At 72.6% G+C, this 18,177-nt stretch carries 12 protein-coding genes; 8 read left to right on the forward strand and 4 right to left on the reverse strand.

Annotation, left to right across the window (positions count from 1 at the left end):
- Positions 1 to 4 precede the first annotated feature (4 nt).
- A complete protein-coding gene (locus ACZ4NB_RS19075; RefSeq protein WP_467662920.1) occupies positions 5 to 1,735 on the reverse strand; it encodes a chitinase in 1,731 nt (576 codons plus the stop codon).
- 353 nt (positions 1,736 to 2,088) lie between these two features.
- On the opposite strand from ACZ4NB_RS19075, the gene ACZ4NB_RS19080 reads away from it, so the two are divergent.
- The 5 genes from ACZ4NB_RS19080 to ACZ4NB_RS19100 all read left to right on the forward strand — a co-directional run bounded on the left by ACZ4NB_RS19080 (position 2,089) and on the right by ACZ4NB_RS19100 (position 9,209).
- Positions 2,089 to 4,353: an MMPL family transporter gene (locus tag ACZ4NB_RS19080; protein ID WP_467662921.1), complete on the forward strand. Its 2,265-nt coding sequence runs from the start codon at positions 2,089 to 2,091 to the stop codon at positions 4,351 to 4,353.
- Between the two features lie 110 nt (positions 4,354 to 4,463).
- Positions 4,464 to 5,078, forward strand: a complete 615-nt coding sequence (locus ACZ4NB_RS19085) for a hypothetical protein (RefSeq protein ID WP_467662923.1) — start codon at positions 4,464 to 4,466, stop codon at positions 5,076 to 5,078.
- Between the two features lie 147 nt (positions 5,079 to 5,225).
- Positions 5,226 to 5,426: a hypothetical protein gene (locus tag ACZ4NB_RS19090; RefSeq protein WP_467662925.1), complete on the forward strand. Its 201-nt coding sequence runs from the start codon at positions 5,226 to 5,228 to the stop codon at positions 5,424 to 5,426.
- 74 nt (positions 5,427 to 5,500) lie between these two features.
- Positions 5,501 to 8,605, forward strand: coding sequence for a helix-turn-helix transcriptional regulator (locus ACZ4NB_RS19095; protein ID WP_467662989.1), 3,105 nt, complete (start codon positions 5,501 to 5,503; stop codon positions 8,603 to 8,605).
- A 112-nt stretch (positions 8,606 to 8,717) separates the two neighbouring features.
- Positions 8,718 to 9,209 (forward strand): hypothetical protein, encoded by a 492-nt coding sequence (locus ACZ4NB_RS19100; protein WP_467662927.1) that lies wholly within the window; start codon positions 8,718 to 8,720, stop codon positions 9,207 to 9,209.
- On the opposite strand, the gene ACZ4NB_RS19105 is transcribed toward ACZ4NB_RS19100, so the two are convergent.
- The 3 genes from ACZ4NB_RS19105 to ACZ4NB_RS19115 form a co-directional block, all read right to left on the reverse strand.
- The gene (locus ACZ4NB_RS19105; protein WP_467662929.1) at positions 9,112 to 9,351 is read right to left on the reverse strand and encodes a DUF6191 domain-containing protein; all 240 of its coding nucleotides are present in this window, start codon (positions 9,349 to 9,351) and stop codon (positions 9,112 to 9,114) included. The two genes, ACZ4NB_RS19100 and ACZ4NB_RS19105, sit on opposite strands and share 98 nt — an antisense overlap.
- A gap of 88 nt (positions 9,352 to 9,439) precedes the next feature.
- Complete coding sequence (locus ACZ4NB_RS19110; RefSeq protein WP_467662931.1) at positions 9,440 to 10,627, reverse strand: PQQ-dependent sugar dehydrogenase; 1,188 nt, start codon at positions 10,625 to 10,627, stop codon at positions 9,440 to 9,442.
- 118 nt (positions 10,628 to 10,745) lie between these two features.
- Positions 10,746 to 11,792, reverse strand: a complete 1,047-nt coding sequence (locus tag ACZ4NB_RS19115; protein ID WP_467662933.1) for an aldo/keto reductase — start codon at positions 11,790 to 11,792, stop codon at positions 10,746 to 10,748.
- 88 nt (positions 11,793 to 11,880) lie between these two features.
- Here ACZ4NB_RS19115 and ACZ4NB_RS19120 point away from each other — a divergent pair, with 88 nt between their 5' ends.
- The 3 genes from ACZ4NB_RS19120 to ACZ4NB_RS19130 all read left to right on the forward strand — a co-directional run bounded on the left by ACZ4NB_RS19120 (position 11,881) and on the right by ACZ4NB_RS19130 (position 18,165).
- A complete protein-coding gene (locus tag ACZ4NB_RS19120) occupies positions 11,881 to 12,858 on the forward strand; it encodes a 2-hydroxyacid dehydrogenase (RefSeq protein WP_467662935.1) in 978 nt (325 codons plus the stop codon).
- 290 nt (positions 12,859 to 13,148) lie between these two features.
- Positions 13,149 to 16,097, forward strand: a complete 2,949-nt coding sequence (locus ACZ4NB_RS19125) for a putative bifunctional diguanylate cyclase/phosphodiesterase (RefSeq protein ID WP_467662937.1) — start codon at positions 13,149 to 13,151, stop codon at positions 16,095 to 16,097.
- 208 nt (positions 16,098 to 16,305) lie between these two features.
- The gene (locus tag ACZ4NB_RS19130; protein WP_467662939.1) at positions 16,306 to 18,165 is read left to right on the forward strand and encodes an acetolactate synthase large subunit; all 1,860 of its coding nucleotides are present in this window, start codon (positions 16,306 to 16,308) and stop codon (positions 18,163 to 18,165) included.
- Positions 18,166 to 18,177 lie beyond the last annotated feature (12 nt).

Genomic DNA, 18,177 nt, shown 5'->3' on the forward strand with positions numbered 1-18,177 from the left:
GCGCCTACGGCAGGCCGTGCACGTGCGGACCGACCGCCGACGACCAGGCGTTGCCGTTCGCCGCGTCCCAGTTGGTGGACCAGGTCATGGCGCCCCGTAGGCCGGGGTAGGTCCTCGCTGGCTTATAGGTGCCGCAGTTCGTGCCCTTGGTGAGGCAGTCCAGCGCGGCGTTCACGACGTTCGGGGCGACATAGCCGCTGCCGGCGCCGCGGGGGGAAGCGGGCAGTCCCAGGCCCACCTGCGAGGGGTCCAGTCCGCCTTCGAGCTGGATGCAGGCGAGCGCCGTGAGGAAGTCGACGCTGCCCTGGGAGTAGACCTTGCCGTCGCAGCCGAGCATCGAACCGCTGTTGTAGTACTGCATGTTGACGACCGTGAGGATGTCCTTGACGTTCAGCGCGGTCTGGAAGTAGCCGCCCGACGTGGACTGCATGTCGATGGTCTGCGGCGCCATGGTGAGCACGAGTCGGCCGCCCGCCTTCTGGGAGAGCGAGCGCAGCGCCTGTGTCATATAGGTCGGGTTGAGGCCGTTCTCCAGGTCGATGTCGACGCCGTCGAAGCCGTACTGCTGCATCAGCGCGTGGACGCTGTCGGCGAAGTTGGCCGCCGAGGCCGCGTCGTTGACCGACACCGTGCCCTTCTCCCCGCCGACGGAGACGATCACCGACTTGCCGGCCGCCTGCTTGGCCTTGATGTCGGCCTTGAACTGGTCGACGGTGTAGCCGCCCAGGCCCGCCGAGTCGAGGTGGAAGGTGACGGCGCCGGGCGTGGTGGTGGCGTCGGCGAAGGCGACCGCGATGATGTCGTACTGGCCGGGGACGTCGCTGATCTTCTGGACCGTGGCGCCGTTGTTGAAGTTCTGCCAGTAGCCGGTGACCGCGTGCTTGGGGACGGTGGGGTCGGTGCCGCCACCGGAGGGCGCGGTGGTGGCCCGGACCTCCGCGGAGCGGGCGGATTCGCCGGCGGCGTTGGTGGCGGAGACCTGGAAGCGGTAGGCGGTCGAGGGGCTCAGCCCGGTGACCGTCGCCGAAGTGCCGTTCGCCGTGCGGTCCCTGGCGCCGTCGCGGTAGACCGTGTAGCCGGTCGCGCCGGGGACCGGGTTCCAGGACAGGGCCACCGACGACGAGGTCACCGCACCGGCCGCCAGACCGCCAGGAGCGGCCGGAATCTCGGGGCCGGGGTCGGTCCCGCCTCCGCCGTCGGGTCCCAGGACGCTGAAGTCGTCGGCGTGGTAGGCGGGCTGTCCGTACCAGCCGTGGGTGTAGACGGTGACGGAGGTGGTGCTGGGGCCGGTGGTGAAGGTGGTGGAAAGTTCCTGCCACCCGGTGGCGGACGGCGTCCAGGTGGAGACGTCCGTGGTGCCGGTGCCCGAGGCTCCCAGGTAGACGTAGGAACCCTGGACGTACGCGCTGAGCCGGTATGTCGCGCCGGGTTTGACGGCGACGGTCTGCGAGCAGCGGGCGTTGTCCGAGGCGGTGGGGGTGGCCTTGAGGGCGGCGGTGCCGCTGTGGACGGGGGAGGTCACGGTGCTGCCGCTGCCCGCCGAGCAGGTCCAGTTGCTGAGGCCGGATTCGTAGCCGGCGTTCCTGGCGACGTTGACGTCGGCGGCGGACGCGGTGGGGGAGGGGGCCGGGGCGGCCGAGGCGGTCGTGCTCGCCGCGGCGGCGGCCACGATCGCCAGGAGCGTGGTGAGCAGGCGTCTGTGGCGGGACGGTCTGGTGCGCGCGGTGCCAGGCATGGCTGTCTCCAGTGCCGAAGGGGAAACCCGGGGAACTGTGCGAGACGGTGGCCACCGCCGCCGGGGCCGGCTCGACCGGCCCTGTGGCTCAGAATGGTTCAGACCAATGGGGTGGTCAAGAGGTCTGACGGCGCGGGGCGCGCCCGGCGCGGGACGAGTCCCCGCATCCGGGCCCTTTGTGGGGAATTCCACAAAGAGCGCAAAGGATCTCCTCGGGGTGCCACTCTGCTCAGTCAGGGGCCCGCCGCTCGCCCGATCGGTTGGCGGCGCATCCGCCCGTCCCCGTACATACGCGCTCGGCACCACCCGTACCCGGGAGATATCGACGCACGACCCCGGGAAGCATCGACGTCGTGACCGCTCTTGCTCGGTGGTGTCTCAGGCGCCGCATCGTGGTGATCGTCCTCTGGCTCGCCGCCTTCGCGGGCGCCGCCGTCGCCGCGGGCGTCACCGGGTCCGCGTACTCGAACGACTACGAGGTTCCTGGGACCGAATCCGGGCGGGCGAGCGCCCTGATGGCGAAGGCGTTTCCGGGGCAGTCCGGGGACAGCGACACCATCGTGTGGCACACCGACCGCGGAACGGTGCGCTCCGGCGCGGTCGAGAAGACCATGCGGCAGACCCTGGAGAAGGTCGCCGAGCTGCCCCGGGTCTCCGAGGTGCGGGGCCCCTACGGCGTCCGCGGCGACGGTGCGCACGGCGCGCGGCAGATCAGCGAGGACGGGCACACCGCCTACGCCCGGCTCGTCTTCGACCGGCCCGTCGACGAACTGGAGGCCCCTGAGGTCCAGCAGGTCGTCGACACCGCGCAGGACGCGGCCGGCGACGGCCTCCAGGTCGAGCTGGGCGGCGCGGGCATCGCGCTCACCGAGGCGCCGCGGGCCCAGCTCCCGGAGATCATCGGGATCGGCGCCGCGGCCGTGGTGCTCTTCCTCGCCTTCGGGTCGCTCGCCGCGACGTTCCTGCCGATCGTCATCGCGGTGGCCGCCGTCGGCACCGCCTCGGCCGGTATCAGCCTGCTCAGCCACGCCATGACCGTCGCCGACTTCGCGCCGATGCTCGGCAGTCTGATCGGCCTCGGCGTCGGTATCGACTACGCGCTGTTCATCGTCACCCGGCACCGGAAGGGCCTGCGGGCGGGGATGTCGGTCCAACAGGCCGCCGAACGCGCCGTCTGTGTATCCGGGCGCGCGGTCGTCTTCGCCGGGGCCACGGTGTGCATCGCGCTGCTCGGCATGCTGATGCTGCGGCTGAACTTCCTCAACGGCGTCGCGCTGGCCGCCTCGCTCACCGTCGTCCTGACCGTGGCCGCTTCCGTGACGCTGCTGCCGGCGCTGCTCGGGCTGATCGGGATGCGGGTGCTCGGCCGTCGGGAGCGGCGCAGGCTCGCCGAGGAGGGGCCGCGGCCCGAGCGGCGCGCCGGCATCGCGGCCCGCTGGGCCGGCTTCGTCGAGCGGCACCCCAAGCTGCTCGGGGCGACCGCGGCCGCCGTGATGCTCGCCCTCGCACTGCCCGCCTTCGGGCTCCACCTGGGCACCTCGGACCAGGGCAACAACCCGGCCGCGTCCACCACCCGTAGGGCCTACGACCTGCTGGCGCACGGCGGGCCGGGGGACGGCCCCGGCAGCGGCTTCGGACCCGGGTCCAACGGGCCGCTGACCCTCGTCGGCGCCCTCGACGGCCCCAAGGACCGGATCGCCTTCGACAAACTGCCGCACCAACTGCGCACCACGCCCGGCGTCGCCGAGGTCGGCCGTCCGCAGTTCGACGGGAGCCGGAGCACGGGGCTGATCACCGTCGTCCCCGACAGCTCACCGCAGTCCCGGCAGACCTCCGACCTGGTGGAGCGCCTGCGCACGGACGTGCTCCCCCAGGCCGCCGACGGGACCACGATGCAGGTGCGGGTCGGCGGCATCACCGCGAGCTATGACGACTTCGCCTCCGTCATCGTCGGCAAGCTGCCGCTGTTCATCGGCGTGGTCGTGGCGCTCGGCTCGCTCCTGCTGCTGCTCGCCTTCCGGAGCATCGGCATACCGCTCAAGGCCGCGCTGATGAACGTCGCGGCCGTCGCCTCGTCCTTCGGGATCGTCGTCGCGATCTTCCAGTGGGGGTGGGGCAGCGAGCTGCTGGGGCTGGGCAGCGCCGGGCCGATCGAGCCGTTCCTGCCGGTGATCATGGTGTCGGTGCTGTTCGGGCTGTCCATGGACTACCAGGTGTTCCTGGTGTCGCGGATGTACGAGGAGTGGCAGCTCACGCGCGACAACCGCCGGGCGGTACGGGTCGGTCTCGCCGAGACCAGCCGGGTGATCAACTCGGCGGCGGTCATCATGATCGCGGTGTTCGGGGCCTTCGTCCTCAGCGGCGACCGGACCATCGCGATGTTCGGCATCGGCCTGGCCTCCGCCGTCGCGCTGGACGCCTTCGTCCTCCGCACGCTGCTGGTCCCGGCCCTGATGCACATGCTGGGCGGCGCCAACTGGTGGCTGCCGTCCTGGCTCGGCCGCCTGCTGCCCCGGATCAGCATCGAACCGCCGCCGTCGCCGGACGAGGCCGCGCCGGAGCCGGACGACGACGGCGCGCCGGAGCCGGGCGGCGAGCGGCCGCTGGTGCGCGTGTAGGGCGTGCCGCGGGCCGCCGCCCGGCCCGCAGCCGCCTCCCGGCCACCGCAGACGCCGGCTCGCAGCGCGTTCTCATCTCGCTCTCAGACGCGGCACCTACGGTCGCGCCCATGGGAACGACCAGGACGACCGAGAAGCGAACCGACGACGAGACCGTGCCGGCGCAGGCCGCCGCCGCGGAGGAAGAGAAGGCGGAGGGCGCACGGACCTCGGGCGCCGAAGCCGGGAGCGCGGAGCCCGAGGCCGCCAAGGAGGCGGCCGCCGCCGGGCAGGAGGACGACAACGGCGAGGACGGCCTCGGTGACGACGACGAAGTCACCGCCGCCGCACCGCCCGCCACCGGGGTCGCCGCCGGTGCCGGTGCCGTCGTTGCCGCCGGGCTCGGCCTGGCGTCCGTCACCGGCACCTGGCTCGGCACGCTGATGGCCGAGCGGCAGACGCTGCTGGGCCAGATCAAGCTCCAGACGGGCAAGGCCACCGACCAGATCGCCACCGTGTACGGCACGCCGTGGCACACCACCGCCCTGGTCAACGGCGTCTTCGCGGTGCTCGCCGCGGTCGTCGCCGCGGTGGTGCTGACCCGTCCCCGCGCCCCCTGGGTGCGCGCCGTCGCCTGGGCCGGACTGGCGCTCGCCGTACTGGGGATCCTGATCTCCGCCGGTATGTACCTCGACCTGTTCGGGAGCCTGCCCAGCGTCCCTAAGGGCCCCGGGCCGGGCGCCTAAGGCAGGAACCGGCCCATGAGGCACCTGCGGCCGGGTTTCTAAGCACCACCCGTAGGGAAAGATCGGGAACCCTCCCGATGCGGCTTACCCCCCTTGGCGACGAGGCTTGAGCACATCAAGAAGCCCACGTCTCAAGGGAGAACCACCGTGTACACCTCCGAACTGCACATGCGGGTCCGTTACGAAGAGCTGCGCCGCGAGGCCGACCGGCAGCGCCTGGTCCGCGAGGCGACCGGCACCCTGCGCGCCGGGCGCGGCGCGGCCGCCCGCTCCGGGGAGAACGAACCCGAAGGGCCGGTGAGCGGCAGGCGGGGATGGCGGTGGCGCGTACGCCGCGCCGCCGCCTGACCCTCGCCGGGCCCCGAAGACCGGGAAATCCCGCCGTGGCGAAACCCCCTGCCGGAATGTCAGCGGCCTGTGCGATGCTCGGCAGCGTGGAGAACAGGTCCGTCAGTCCCGTGTTCGTCGGCCGCGCGGCCGAACTCGCCGCGTTGGGCGACGCGCTCGCCCGTATCGCGGCCTCCGGTGAGCCGCAGGCCCTGCTCATCGGGGGCGAGGCCGGGGTCGGCAAGACCCGCCTCATCGAGGAGTTCAGCGAGGCCGCGCGTGCCCGGGGCGCGCTGGTCGCGCTCGGCGGCTGCATCGAGATCGGCTCCGAGGGCCTGCCCTTCGCCCCGTTCTCCGCGATCCTGCACACCCTCAACTGGCATCTGCGCGACGAGCTCGCCGCCGCCGTCGCCGGCCAGGAGGGCGAGCTGGCCCGCATCCTGCCCGAATTGGGGGAGACACCGGGCGAGGCGCATGACGAGGAGATCGGCCGCGCCCGCCTCTTCGAGCTGACCGCCCGGCTCCTGGAGCGACTCGCCGCCGACCGCACCCTCGTCATCGTCATCGAGGACCTCCACTGGGCCGACCGCTCCACCCGCGAGCTGTTCGCCTACCTCCTGAGGGCGCTGCACGACGCCGGCATCCTGCTGGTGGCGACGTACCGCTCCGACGACATCCACCGCCGCCATCCGCTGCGCCCCTTCCTCGCCGAGATCGACCGGATGCGGACCGTCCGGCGGGTCGAGCTGGCCCGCTTCAACAGGGACGAGGTCCGCTCCCAGATAGCGGGGATCAACGGCAGCGATCCCGAAGAGGCCACCGTCGACCGGGTCTTCGAGCGCTCCGAGGGCAACGCCTTCTTCGTCGAGGAGCTGGCCCGCAGCCTCGCCGACGGCTGTCTGCACGGGCTGAGCGACCCGTTGCGCGATCTGCTGCTGGTGCGCGTCGAGGCGCTCCCCGAGGACGCCCAGCGGGTGGTGCGGATCGCCTCGGAGGGCGGCTCCACCATCGAGCACGAACTCCTCTCCGCCGTCTGCCGGATGCCCGAGGACGACCTCATCGAGGCGCTGCGCTCCGCCGTCGGCAGCAACACCCTCGTGCCCACCCAGGACGGCACGGGCTACCGCTTCCGGCACGCCCTCGTCCGCGAGGCCGTCGTCGACGACCTGCTGCCGGGCGAGCGCACCCGCCTCAACCGCCGCTACGCCGAGGCCCTGGAGGCCGACCCCTCCCTGGTGCGCGCCGACGCCTGCGCCGCCCGGCTGGCCAGCTACTGGTACAAGGCCCATGACGCGGCCAAGGCGCTGCCCGCCGTCCTCGCCGCCTCCGTCCAGGCCCGCCGCCGCCACGCCTACGCCGAGCAGCTCAGGCTGCTGGACCGCGCCCTGGAGCTGTGGGACGACGCGCCCGCGGAGGTCCGCCAAGCGGTGCGCTCGGTCGACTACACCGAGGCGTATCCGGCCTGCGGCTGCGACGACGACGCGCTGCGCTTCCTCGATCTGCTCGCCGAGATCGCGGTGGCCGCCCGGCTCTCCGGCGACGGCGAGCGGGCCTTCACGATCACCAAGCGCGCCCTGCGCGCCCTGCGCGAGGAGAACGACCCCCTGCGCACGGCCTGGTTCCTGGTCCAGCGCTCCCGCCTCTGCCAGGGCACCGGCCGCGGCAACGGCTGGGAGGACCTCGGCAGGGCACAGGAGCTGGTGCGCGGTCTGCCGCCGTCCTCCGTGCACGCCGAGGTGCTGGCCGCCGTCGCCAGCTGGGCGGTGCTGCACGAGCCGGGCCCGGAGACCTTCGCGACGTCCGAACGCGCGGTGGAGCTGGCCCAGTTGGTGGGCGACGAGGAGGCCGAGCTGAACTCCCGGCTGACGCTGGCGGGTCTGCGGGTCGACTCCGGCGCGGTCGACGAGGGCCTGGCGGACCTCCGCGGGGCCGTCGACCGCGCCGTCGAGCGCGGCTACTTCTCCGCCATCGGCCGCGGCCATGTCAACCTCCCGTCCTTCCTGGAGGGCGTGGGCCGCTCCCGGGAGGCCGCCGAGGTCACCGAGCAGGGCATCGAACTCACCACCCGCTACGGCCTCAAGGACAAGACCTGCTGGGTGATGGGCAACCGCGCCGAATCGCTCCAGTCCCTGGGCCGCTGGGAGGAGGCGGGCCGGGCCGCCGCCGACTGCCGCCGGCTCGCCCAGAGCGCCCGCTCGATCGCCCTGGCGGCCAACCGCCTCACCGACCTCGCCCTGGACCAGGGCGACCTCGCCGCCGCCGAGCGCGAACTGGCCGTCGCCCGTGAGCACTACGGCACCCACGACCCCCAGCCGCAGCACGCCCTCCCGCTCGCGCGGCACGCCCTGCGCCTGGCCGTGCACCAGAGCCGGATCCTCGACGCCCGCGCCATCCTCGTCCAGGCCCTGGACGCCGGCTGCCCGCCCGGTACCCAGCGCTATGTCTGGCCGCTGCTGTGGTCGGCCGCCGCCGCCGAGGCGGACGCCCGCGGACTGCCCGCAGCCGAGCCCGGCCGGGCCGCGGTCCTGGCCCGCGTGCGGGACACCGCCAAGAAGCTGCCCCGGCTCGCCCCCGTCTGGGAGGCGCACGCCCTCGCCGTCGACGCCGAACTCCGCCGCGCCGAGGGCCGCGAGACCCCCGACGCCTGGGCCGAGGTGGTCGCCGCCTTCCGGCCCCTGGAGCGCCCGCACGACCTCGCCCGGTCCTGCTACCGCTGGGCCGAGTCCCTGCTGCACGCCGGCGAGCGGGCCACCGCCGGGCTGGACGGCCGCAGCCCGCGCGAGGCCGCCGCACTCCTGCTCACCCAGGCGCACACCGCCGCCACGGCCATGGGCGCCCGCCCGCTCGCCGACGAACTCACCCTCCTCGCCCAGCGGGCCCGGATCCCGCTGACCGGGCTGATACCGGCTCCCGCGGCCCTCGCGACCGCCGGTGCCACCCGCCGCGCCACCGCGGACGGTTCACCCGCCGACCCCGCCCCCGCCGAGGCGCTCGGCCTGACGCCGCGCGAACGGGACGTGCTCCGCCTGGTCGCCGAGGGCCGCAGCAACCGCCAGATAGCCGACACGCTGTTCATCTCCCCGAAGACCGCCAGCGTCCATGTCTCCAACATCCTCGCCAAGCTCGGCGTATCCGGCCGCGGCGAGGCGGGCGCGGTGGCCCACCGGCTGCGCCTGTTCGGCGAACCGGCAGCCTCCTGACCCGGCCGCCGCGTCCGGCCCCGCCGCGTCCGGACGGTGGGCCGCTGGGATACTGCGGACGCGGATGCCGGCGGTCGGCGGCGCCTTCGGGACTTCGGGATGCGGGGACGACATGGGGAATTCGCGCGCCGTGCTGCGGCGGGGGCTGGTGTTCGGTCTGCGGGCCGGGGCGATCCCGGCGGGGACCGGCGCCTTCCTGTGGGTGCTCGCCCTGCTGACGCGGTTCGTCAACGGCCCGGGCGGCAGCACGCTGGAAGACCCGGTGCTGGCCGCGGTCGCGGTGCTGGGCTCGCTGGCCGTCGGCGCGTCGATCGGCGCGGTCATCGGCCTGGTGCTGGCCTATGCCCCGCTCCGGCTGGTCTCCTGCGGGCCCTTGCGGGTACCGGTCTGTTTCCTGCTCGCCACGGCGCTGGCCTTCGGCGAGGTGGTGGTCGTGATGGAGTCGAGCGACGGAGGCCCCGCGCCGGTCCTCCTGGCGCTGCTCGCCATGCCGGTGGTCGGCGCGGTCACCGCGGCCCGCAGCCGGCACCTCGCGGCCGCGCGGATCGGGCCCCCGGGCACGCACCCCGGGCGTCCGGGGCAGCGCCCCGTCCCGCCCGTATGACGACGACTCCGGAGGAGAGGTCTATCGGGCCCGTCCCGGGATCGCCGTCGCCCACGTCATCGACGACGAGCGACATCTTCTGCCGCTCCTCGTCGGTGTGCCGACGGCCCGGTGAGAACAGCTCTTCGGCGATGTTGAACATGGTGCCTGCCCCCTCTTCGGCATGACGCGCACCCGTCCCCTGGCACCCGAGTGTAGGCAGCAGAGGCGAAAAGAGGGGGCAGAAGGGGTCAGCTCACCTTGAGCCGGAGAATCCGGTCATCGCCCTTGTGCGGGGTGCCCCGGCCGTCCGTGTTGCTGGTGACCAGCCACAACCCGCCGTCGCCGGTCGCCACGACGGTCCGCAGCCGCCCGTAGGTGCCCTTCAAGAAGCCCTGCGGCGCCGCCACCGGCTTCGTCCCGTTCAGCGCGATCCGCCACAGCCGTTCGCCGCGCAGCGAGGCCATCCAGATCGAGCCCTTGGCGTAGGCGATGCCGCTGGGCGAGGCGTCCGCGGGCTTCCACACCTCGACGGGGTCCACGAAACCGGCGCCGGCCTGCCCGGCCCTGGCCTTGCCCTCGGTCTCCGGCCAGCCGTAGTTCTTGCCCGGCTCGATCAGATTCAGCTCGTCCCAGGTGTCCTGCCCGAACTCCGAGGCCCACAGCCGGTGGTCGCCGTCCCAGGCCAGGCCCTGCACATTGCGGTGGCCGTAGTCGTAGACCACGGAGTCGGCGGAGGGGTTGCCGTGCGCCGGCTCGCCTTCCGGGGTCATCCGCAGGATCTTGCCGGCGAGCGACTTCCTGTCCTGGGCCAGTTGGCCGTCGCCGGTCTCGCCGGTGCCGGCGTAGAGCATCTTGTCCGGGCCGAATGCGAGCCGCCCGCCGTTGTGGATCTGCCCCTTGGGGATCCCCCTCAGGATCGTGTCGGGCGCGCCGAGCTGATCGCCCTGGGGGCGCTTCTCGTCGTAGATCATCCGTGCGATGCGGTTGTCGGAGGCGGTGGTGAAGTACGCGTACACCTGGTGGTCCGTGCCGAACGCCGAGGACACCGCGATCCCCAGCAGCCCGCCCTCGCCCCCCGGGTCCACGCCCGGCACCGAGCCCAGCTCGGTGGTCTTCCCGCCGTCCGCGGCCACCCGGACGATCTTGCCGGTGTCGCGGGAGGCGACCAGCAGGTCCCCGCCCGGCAGCACCGCCACGCCCCAGGGGGACTTCAGGCCGGTGGTCAGCGTGGCGGTCACCTTCACCGTGCCCTTGGCGGGCGGCGCGGTCGAGGACGGCGTGGCGGCCGGCGAGCCGGCGCCCGCCGAGGCACCGGGGCTCTTCGCCGGAGCGGTGGCACGCCCGCCGTCCTGGGGCTTGCCGCCACCGGACGAGCAGCCCGCTGCCAGGAGCAGCGAAGCGGCAGCCAACACGGCGGTCTGGGAACGGCGTTGCACGGAAGTGGTCCTCTCGTCGGCGGGGCGTGCACAAGAACACCACATCGGGCCGCCGAACGTGCTCACTCGGCCCGTCCGCGCCGTCGCCATCCGCACGCGGGCACCGGCACCCGTACGGCTACCAGGACTGCAGCGCCGGCGGCAGCGCCGCGATCTCCGCCAGGTCCTCGCGGGTGAGCACCAGATCCGCCGCCGCGGCGTTCTGCGCGACCCACCGCTCCTTCTTCGCGCCCGGGACGGGGACGACATGGCGGCCCTGGGCCAGTACCCAGGCCAGCGCCACCTGCCCCGGGCTCGCGCCGTACCGGTCGCCGACCCGGCGCAGCCCGGCCACCACCGGCTGGTTCGAGGCCATCATCTCGGCGGTGAAGCGCGGATGGCGGGCCCGTATGTCCGCCGGTTCGAAGCCCTGCCCCGGGGTGAGGGTGCCGGTCAGATAGCCGTTGCCCAGCGGCATCGCCGCCAGGAAGCCGATGCCGCGCGACGCGCACCACGGCAGCAGCTCCTCCAGCGCCTCCGGGGACCACACCGACAGCTCGGCCTGCACGCTGCTGACCGGGAACACCTGCTGGATGCGCTCCAGTTGGGCCAGCGTGCCGTCGTGCATCCGGGAACGGGGGCGGGCCGCCGGAGACACCGTCCGCCGCTGCGTACGGGAGGTGAGCGGCGGCCGTGCCTGCCGTACCGCCCGCGCGCCCACCGCGCACAGCCCCAGCGACCGCACCTTCCCGGCCGCCACCAGCTCCGCCATCGCGCCCCAGGTCTCCTCGATGGGCACCTCCGGATCGGCCCGGTGCAGCTGGTAGAGGTCGATGTGGTCGGTCTGCAACCGGCGCAGCGAGGCGTCGCAGGCCCGCTTGACGTACCCGGGCCGCCCGTTGGCGACGATGTGCTGTTCGCCGACCAGCAGCCCGCACTTGGTCGATACGAACGCCTCCGCCCGTCGCTCCTTGAGCACCCGCCCCACCAGCAGCTCGTTGGTGAACGGCCCGTACATATCGGCGGTGTCCAGCAGGCTGGAGCCCCGGTCCAGCGCGGTGTGCACGGCCCGCAGCGACCCCTCCTTGTTGCGCTGCGACTCGGTGTACCCCCAGCTCATCGGCATGCATCCGAGCCCGATGGCGCCCACTTCGAGGGCCGCCGCGCCGATCGTCCTGCGCTCCACCTGGTTGTGCCTCCGTCCCCTCGCCCCCGATCAAGGGCCAGACCAAACTAACGTCTGAGCAGAACATCTCTTCGCATAGCCTCTGGCCATGGCAACCGCAGAGCAGCGCAGCGACGCGAACGACGTCTGGCTCCCGATCCCGCCCGGCGAGATCGAGGGCCTGCCCGATGGATTCCGCTACGTCCACTGGGACGCCGGCCCCGACTTCCCGGCCGATCCCGCCCGGTGCGCGTTCTACGTCGTCCCCTACATGAAGGGCGCGGAGGCGAGCCTGCGCCCGCTGCCCCGGATGAGCCGGGTGCGGGTCGTGCAGACCCTCACCGCCGGTATCGAGCACATGCTGCCCGGGTTGTCGCAGATGCCGCCCGGTGCCCAACTGTGCAACGCCCGCGGGCTGCACGACGCCAGTACCGCGGAGCTGGCGCTCACCCTGATCCTGGCGGCGCTGCGCGATATCCCCGGCTTCGTACGGAGTCAGGACGCGGGGGAGTGGCGGCCGGACTTCCGTCCCGCACTCGCCGACAAGTCGGTCCTCATTGTGGGCTATGGTTCGATCGGCAGTGCCATCGAAGACCGGCTCACGCCTTTTGAATGTGCGCGGGTGGTGCGCGTCGCACGCACCGCGCGTGACACTGTGCGCGGCCCTGTGCATCCACTCTCCGACCTGTCCGCCCTCCTGCCCGCGGCGGACGTCGTCGTGCTCGCCGCACCGCTCACCGAAGGCACCCGTGGCCTGGTCGGAGGCGATTTCCTGGCGCGGATGAAGGACGGCGCACTGCTGGTGAACATCGCGCGCGGCCCGATCGTCGACACCCAGGCGCTGCTCGGCGAACTGGAGTCCGGGCGGCTTCGTGCGGCGCTCGACGTCACCGATCCGGAACCCCTGCCCGCCGGACACCCGCTGTGGCACGCTCCCGGCGTGCTCATCACTCCACACGTCGGTGGCCCCAGCTCTGCCTTCCTGCCCCGTGCGAAGCGGCTGCTGCGGGAGCAGTTGACGCTTTTCGCGGCGGGCGAGCCCCTGCGCAACGTGGTCGCCACCGCCGGTGAAAGCGGTTGCGCGTAGCACTACGAGGCCGTACGACTGCAGGGGGTATTCAAAACGCGCTACCAGTCACGCTCCGTAGAGGTGCTATGTCCCTGAGTGACGGAACTGGTGTATCGTCCCGATCGGGGACGGCGCCGGACGAATGCGGCGCGATGGGAAAGATCCGGAACGCGAGGGGGGCGACGGGTGATGTATGGCCGATCGACGATCCGCGAGATGCGTGATCCACGAGCGCCCGCGGGACCGCGGCGAGGCCCCCGGGCGCACCGTTCGCGACGAAGCCCCGCACGGGACAGCGGGAGAGTACGGTGACTGCCCCCGGGGCGATGCTCTTCCGGTCGACCGCGCCGGTCGGCGGTCCGTCGAGCGCGGTGCCGCAGATCGTCCTGGCCGTGGTCTGCGGCGGCTACGCCGTCGGTGCCGCCTTCGGCTGGGGCTCCCGCCAAGTCGCCATGTTCATGGGCGACTTCGGCCTCAGCTTCGCGGCCCTGGTGGCCGCGGTCTCCTGCGGACTGTACGCACGCCGGCACCGCAGCCGGTTCCGCCCGGCCTGGATGCTGTTCGCCGCCTCCTCGGGGATGGCGGGCATCGGCAACGGCGTCTGGGGATGGTACGAGGTCATCGAGCAGACGGCCGTGCCCAGCCCCTCGCTGGCCGACTTCTGCTTCCTGCTCTTCGCGCCGCCGGCCATCGTCGGCCTGCTGGTGCTCGCCAAGCGGCCGGTGACCCGGGCCGGCTGGGTCTGCCTGGGGCTGGACTCCTGGCTGATCGCCGGATCGCTGCTCACGCTCTCCTGGAGCCTCGCGCTCGCGCAAACCGCCCACTTCCAGGGCCGCAGCGTGGCGCAGAGCGCACTGTCGCTGGCCTATCCGCTGCTCGACATCGTGCTGGTGAGCATGGTGCTCGCGCTGCACCTTCGGCGCTCGTCCGTACACCGCTCCGCGATCAACACCGCCGTCGCGGCACTGGCGTTGACGGTGCTGTGCGACGCCCTGTTCAGCTCCCCGCTGCTGCGTGAGCACTACCGCTCCGGCCAGATCCTGGACGCCGGATGGTTCGCCGGCTCGATACTTCTCGCGTACGCGCCCTGGGTCGCCCGCCGCGTGGGCGAGGAGGAGCCCGAAGAGGCCGAGCCCGCCCGCCGCCCGCTGCCGCACGGCAGCCGCCCCATCGCCGGCTCGCTCGCCGCGCTCACCCCGTATCTCGCCGCCGCGGTGTGCACCCTGGGCATCCTGACCAACGTCCTGGGCGGACGGCGGATCGACCGGGTGGTGCTCTTCACCGGCTGCACGGTCGTCCTCGCACTGGTCGTCCGCCAGGGCATCATGCTGCTCGACAACATCACCCTCACCCAGGAACTGGCCCAGAAGGAGAACCACTTCCGCTCCCTGGTGCAGGGCTCCAGCGACGTCATCATGATCGCCGCCCCGTCCGGTGTGCTGCGCTATGTCAGCCCGGCCGCGGCCGGCGTCTACGGGCGGGACGCGGAGGAGCTGGTCGGCTCCGAACTGGCAACGCTGATCCACCCCGAGGACCTGGGCCGGGTCGTCCACGAGGTCCGCAGGTTCCTCGCCGCCGACCCCGAGGACGAGCCGACCACCCGGATCGAATGCCGCTTCCGCGCCGGCGCCCGGCGCTCGGGCCGTGGGGGCACCTCCCGTTCGAGCGAAGCCGAGAATGGGGGAGGCTGGCTGAACGTCGAGTCCACGGTCAACCGCCACCACGGCGGCCTGATCTTCAACTCCCGGGACGTCACGGAGCGGGTCCGGCTGCAGGCCCAGCTCCAGCACAACGCCTCGCACGACGCGCTCACCGACCTGCCCAACCGCGCGCTGTTCACCGAACGCGTCACGAAGGCCGTCACCGGCCGCCGGGCCAGCGACCACGACACCGCCGTGCTCTACATCGACCTCGACGGCTTCAAGCAGGTCAACGACACCATCGGCCATCAGGCGGGCGACGAACTGCTGGTGCAGGCCGCCCGCAGGCTCGGCGACTCGGTGCGCTCCGGGGACATAGCGGCGCGGCTGGGCGGCGACGAGTTCGCCGCGCTGATCACGGGCGACGGCACCCGCGACCGCGCCGCCCGTGAGTTCCGGATCCACGAGATCGCCGACCGCCTGCGCATCAAGCTCTCCGAGCCGTACCGCATCGACGGCCGCGAGGTACGGGTCGCCGCCAGCATCGGCGTCGCCTTCGCCGAGCCCGGCGTCACCCCCGCGGGCCTGCTGCGCAACGCCGACCTGGCGATGTACCGCGCCAAGCAGGCCGGCAAGGGCCGGGTGGAGCTGTACGCCCCGCAGATGCAGGACGAGGTGGCGCACCGCGCCGAGCTCGCCACGAAGCTGCGTTCGGCCCTCCAGGACGGCGAGTTCGCGCTGCTGCACCAGCCGGTGGTCGAGCTGGCCAGCGGACGGGTCACCGCGGTCGCGGCACACGCCCGCTGGCGTTCCGCCCAGGGCATCCTCTTCACCCCGGCCGAATTCCTGCGGGTCGGCGACCGCGGCCGGTACAAGGAAGACGGCGACCGCGCCGCCGAGCTGGACCGCTGGCAGCTGCAGGAGGCGGTCGAGCAGGCCGCGGCGCGCCATCGCGCCGGCCATCAGATCCCGGTCGCGGTCCGGCTCTCGGCCCGGCGGCTGCTGGACCGCTCGCTGTCCCCCAAGGGCGTGGAGTCGCTGCTCACCCGGCATGGCCTGCCCTCGCGCGCGCTCGTCCTGGAATTGTCCGAAAGTGATCCCCGGCTGCCGCTGGACGATCTGGAGCGCCGGCTGGTCGCGCTGCGCCGTATCGGCGTGCGGATCGCCCTGGACGGCTTCGGCAGCGGGTACGCCGCGATCAGCGCGCTGCGCCGGCTCCCCATCGACGTGCTGCGGCTGGACCGCGGGCTGGTCGACGGGGTGGTGGAGTCCTCCCGGCTGCACAAGATCACCGCCGGGCTGTTGCGGATCGCCGGGGACCTGGGCATGCAGTCCGTCGCGGACGGCGTCGATCTGCCCGAGCAGGTCCTGGCGCTGCGCTCCATGGGCTGCACCCACGGCATGGGCGTGGCGTTCTCCGGGCCGCTCGACGAGCACCGGCTGCGGCGCACGCTGACGCACTCCGGCTACCCCGTGCCGGACCTGGCCGGGCAGGGCCGTGCGGTGGTGCTCAGCGGCAGCGGACTGCCCGTTCGGCGCGGCGGGCTGGCGGGTCCGGATTCGCTCGTGCATCCGCCATTGCGCTCAAATAGTGAGACCTCCGTCCCACCCACTTGACACTCGGTGCACGACGGGGGGAGGGTCAGTGCCATGCGCACCCGAATTCTCGTACTTGGAAAGCGCGTCGGCTGAAGCTGGGCCCTGATGAAACCCAGCTGACCGCACCGACGCGCTCCCCTCGCTTGCCTCACGGCACGAGGGGTTTTTTGTTGCATAGCAACCTCACAAATCCCGCCAAAACCCTCAGCTTCGAGAAGAGACGCAGATGACCGAGCAGGCCTCCGGGGCCCACCATCCGCAGCCGCGGGCCCGTAACTCCGGCGGACCGCAGCAGCCCGCGACCGTCGAGCACGTCACGGGCGCGCAGTCCCTCATCCGTTCGCTGGAGGAGGTCGGGGCCGACACCGTGTTCGGCATTCCCGGCGGTGCGATCCTGCCTGCGTACGACCCGATGATGGACTCCTCGAAGGTCCGGCACATCCTGGTCCGCCACGAGCAGGGCGCCGGGCACGCCGCCACGGGGTACGCCCAGGCCACCGGCAAGGTCGGGGTGTGCATGGCGACCTCCGGTCCCGGTGCCACCAACCTCGTCACCCCGATCGCCGACGCGCACATGGACTCGGTCCCGCTGGTCGCGATCACCGGTCAGGTCGCCTCCAAGGCGATCGGCACGGACGCCTTCCAGGAGGCGGACATCTGCGGCATCACGATGCCGATCACCAAGCACAACTTCCTGGTCACCGACCCCGCCGAGATCCCCCGGACGATCGCCGAGGCGTTCCACATCGCCTCCACCGGCCGCCCCGGCCCGGTCCTGGTCGACATCGCCAAGGACGCCCTCCAGGCGCAGACCACCTTCGCCTGGCCGCCGCACACCGAGCTGCCCGGCTACCGCCCGGTCACCAAGCCGCACGCCAAGCAGATCCGCGAGGCGGCCCGGCTGATCGCCGAGTCCAAGCGCCCGGTGCTCTACGTCGGCGGCGGCGTGCTCAAGGCCGGCGCCACCGCCGAGCTGAAGGTGCTCGCCGAGCTGACCGGCGCGCCGGTCACCACCACGCTGATGGCGCTGGGCGCGTTCCCCGACAGCCACCCCCAGCACGTCGGCATGCCCGGCATGCACGGCTCGGTCACCGCCGTCACCGCGCTGCAGAAGTCGGACCTGCTGATCACCCTCGGCGCCCGCTTCGACGACCGGGTCACCGGCAAGCTGGACTCCTTCGCGCCGTACGCCAAGGTCGTGCACGCGGACATCGACCCGGCAGAGATCGGCAAGAACCGCGCCGCGGACGTGCCGATCGTCGGCGACGCCCGCGAGGTCATCGCCGACCTGATCGTCGCCGTCCAGGCCGAGCACGAGGCCGGCCACAAGGGCGACTACAGCGCCTGGTGGAAGGACCTCAACCGCTGGCGCGAGACCTACCCGCTGGGCTACGACCTGCCGGACGACGGCAGCCTGTCCCCGCAGCAGGTCATCCAGCGCATCGGCCAGCTCGCCCCGGCCGACACCATCTACGCCGCGGGCGTCGGCCAGCACCAGATGTGGGCCGCCCACTTCATCGACTACGAGCAGCCCGCCACCTGGCTGAACTCCGGCGGCGCCGGCACGATGGGCTACGCCGTGCCCGCCGCCATGGGCGCCAAGGCGGGAGAGCCGGGCCGCACGGTCTGGGCGATCGACGGCGACGGCTGCTTCCAGATGACCAACCAGGAGCTGGTCACCTGCGCGCTGAACAACATCCCGATCAAGGTCGCGATCATCAACAACGGTGCGCTGGGCATGGTCCGCCAGTGGCAGACCCTGTTCTACAACCAGCGCTACTCCAACACCGTGCTGCACAGCGGCCCGGAGGCGGACGGCAAGCAGCCGAGCGCCGGCACCCGCATCCCGGACTTCGTGAAGCTGTCCGAGGCGATGGGCTGTGTGGCGATGCGCTGTGAGGACCCGGCGGAACTGGACGCGGTCATCGCCAAGGCCAATGCCATCAACGACCGCCCGGTCGTGGTGGACTTCATCGTCCACGAGGACGCCCAGGTGTGGCCGATGGTCGCCGCCGGCACCTCCAACGACGAGGTCATGGCTGCCCGGGGCGTGCGTCCCGACTTCGGCGACAGCGAAGACGACTAGAGCCCAGGACGA

The sequence above is a fragment of the Streptomyces sp. NPDC026575 genome, assembly GCF_055567415.1.

Bases quoted from the DNA above. Each gene is read 5' to 3' on its own strand.
- ACZ4NB_RS19075 (WP_467662920.1), bottom strand. From the start codon at position 1,735: ATGCCTGGCACCGCGCGCACCAGACCGTCCCGCCACAGACGCCTGCTC.
- ACZ4NB_RS19085 (WP_467662923.1), top strand. From the start codon at position 4,464: ATGGGAACGACCAGGACGACCGAGAAGCGAACCGACGACGAGACCGTG.
- ACZ4NB_RS19095 (WP_467662989.1), top strand. From the start codon at position 5,501: ATGCTCGGCAGCGTGGAGAACAGGTCCGTCAGTCCCGTGTTCGTCGGC.
- ACZ4NB_RS19100 (WP_467662927.1), top strand. From the start codon at position 8,718: ATGGGGAATTCGCGCGCCGTGCTGCGGCGGGGGCTGGTGTTCGGTCTG.
- ACZ4NB_RS19105 (WP_467662929.1), bottom strand. From the start codon at position 9,351: ATGTTCAACATCGCCGAAGAGCTGTTCTCACCGGGCCGTCGGCACACC.
- ACZ4NB_RS19120 (WP_467662935.1), top strand. From the start codon at position 11,881: ATGGCAACCGCAGAGCAGCGCAGCGACGCGAACGACGTCTGGCTCCCG.
- ACZ4NB_RS19130 (WP_467662939.1), top strand. From the start codon at position 16,306: ATGACCGAGCAGGCCTCCGGGGCCCACCATCCGCAGCCGCGGGCCCGT.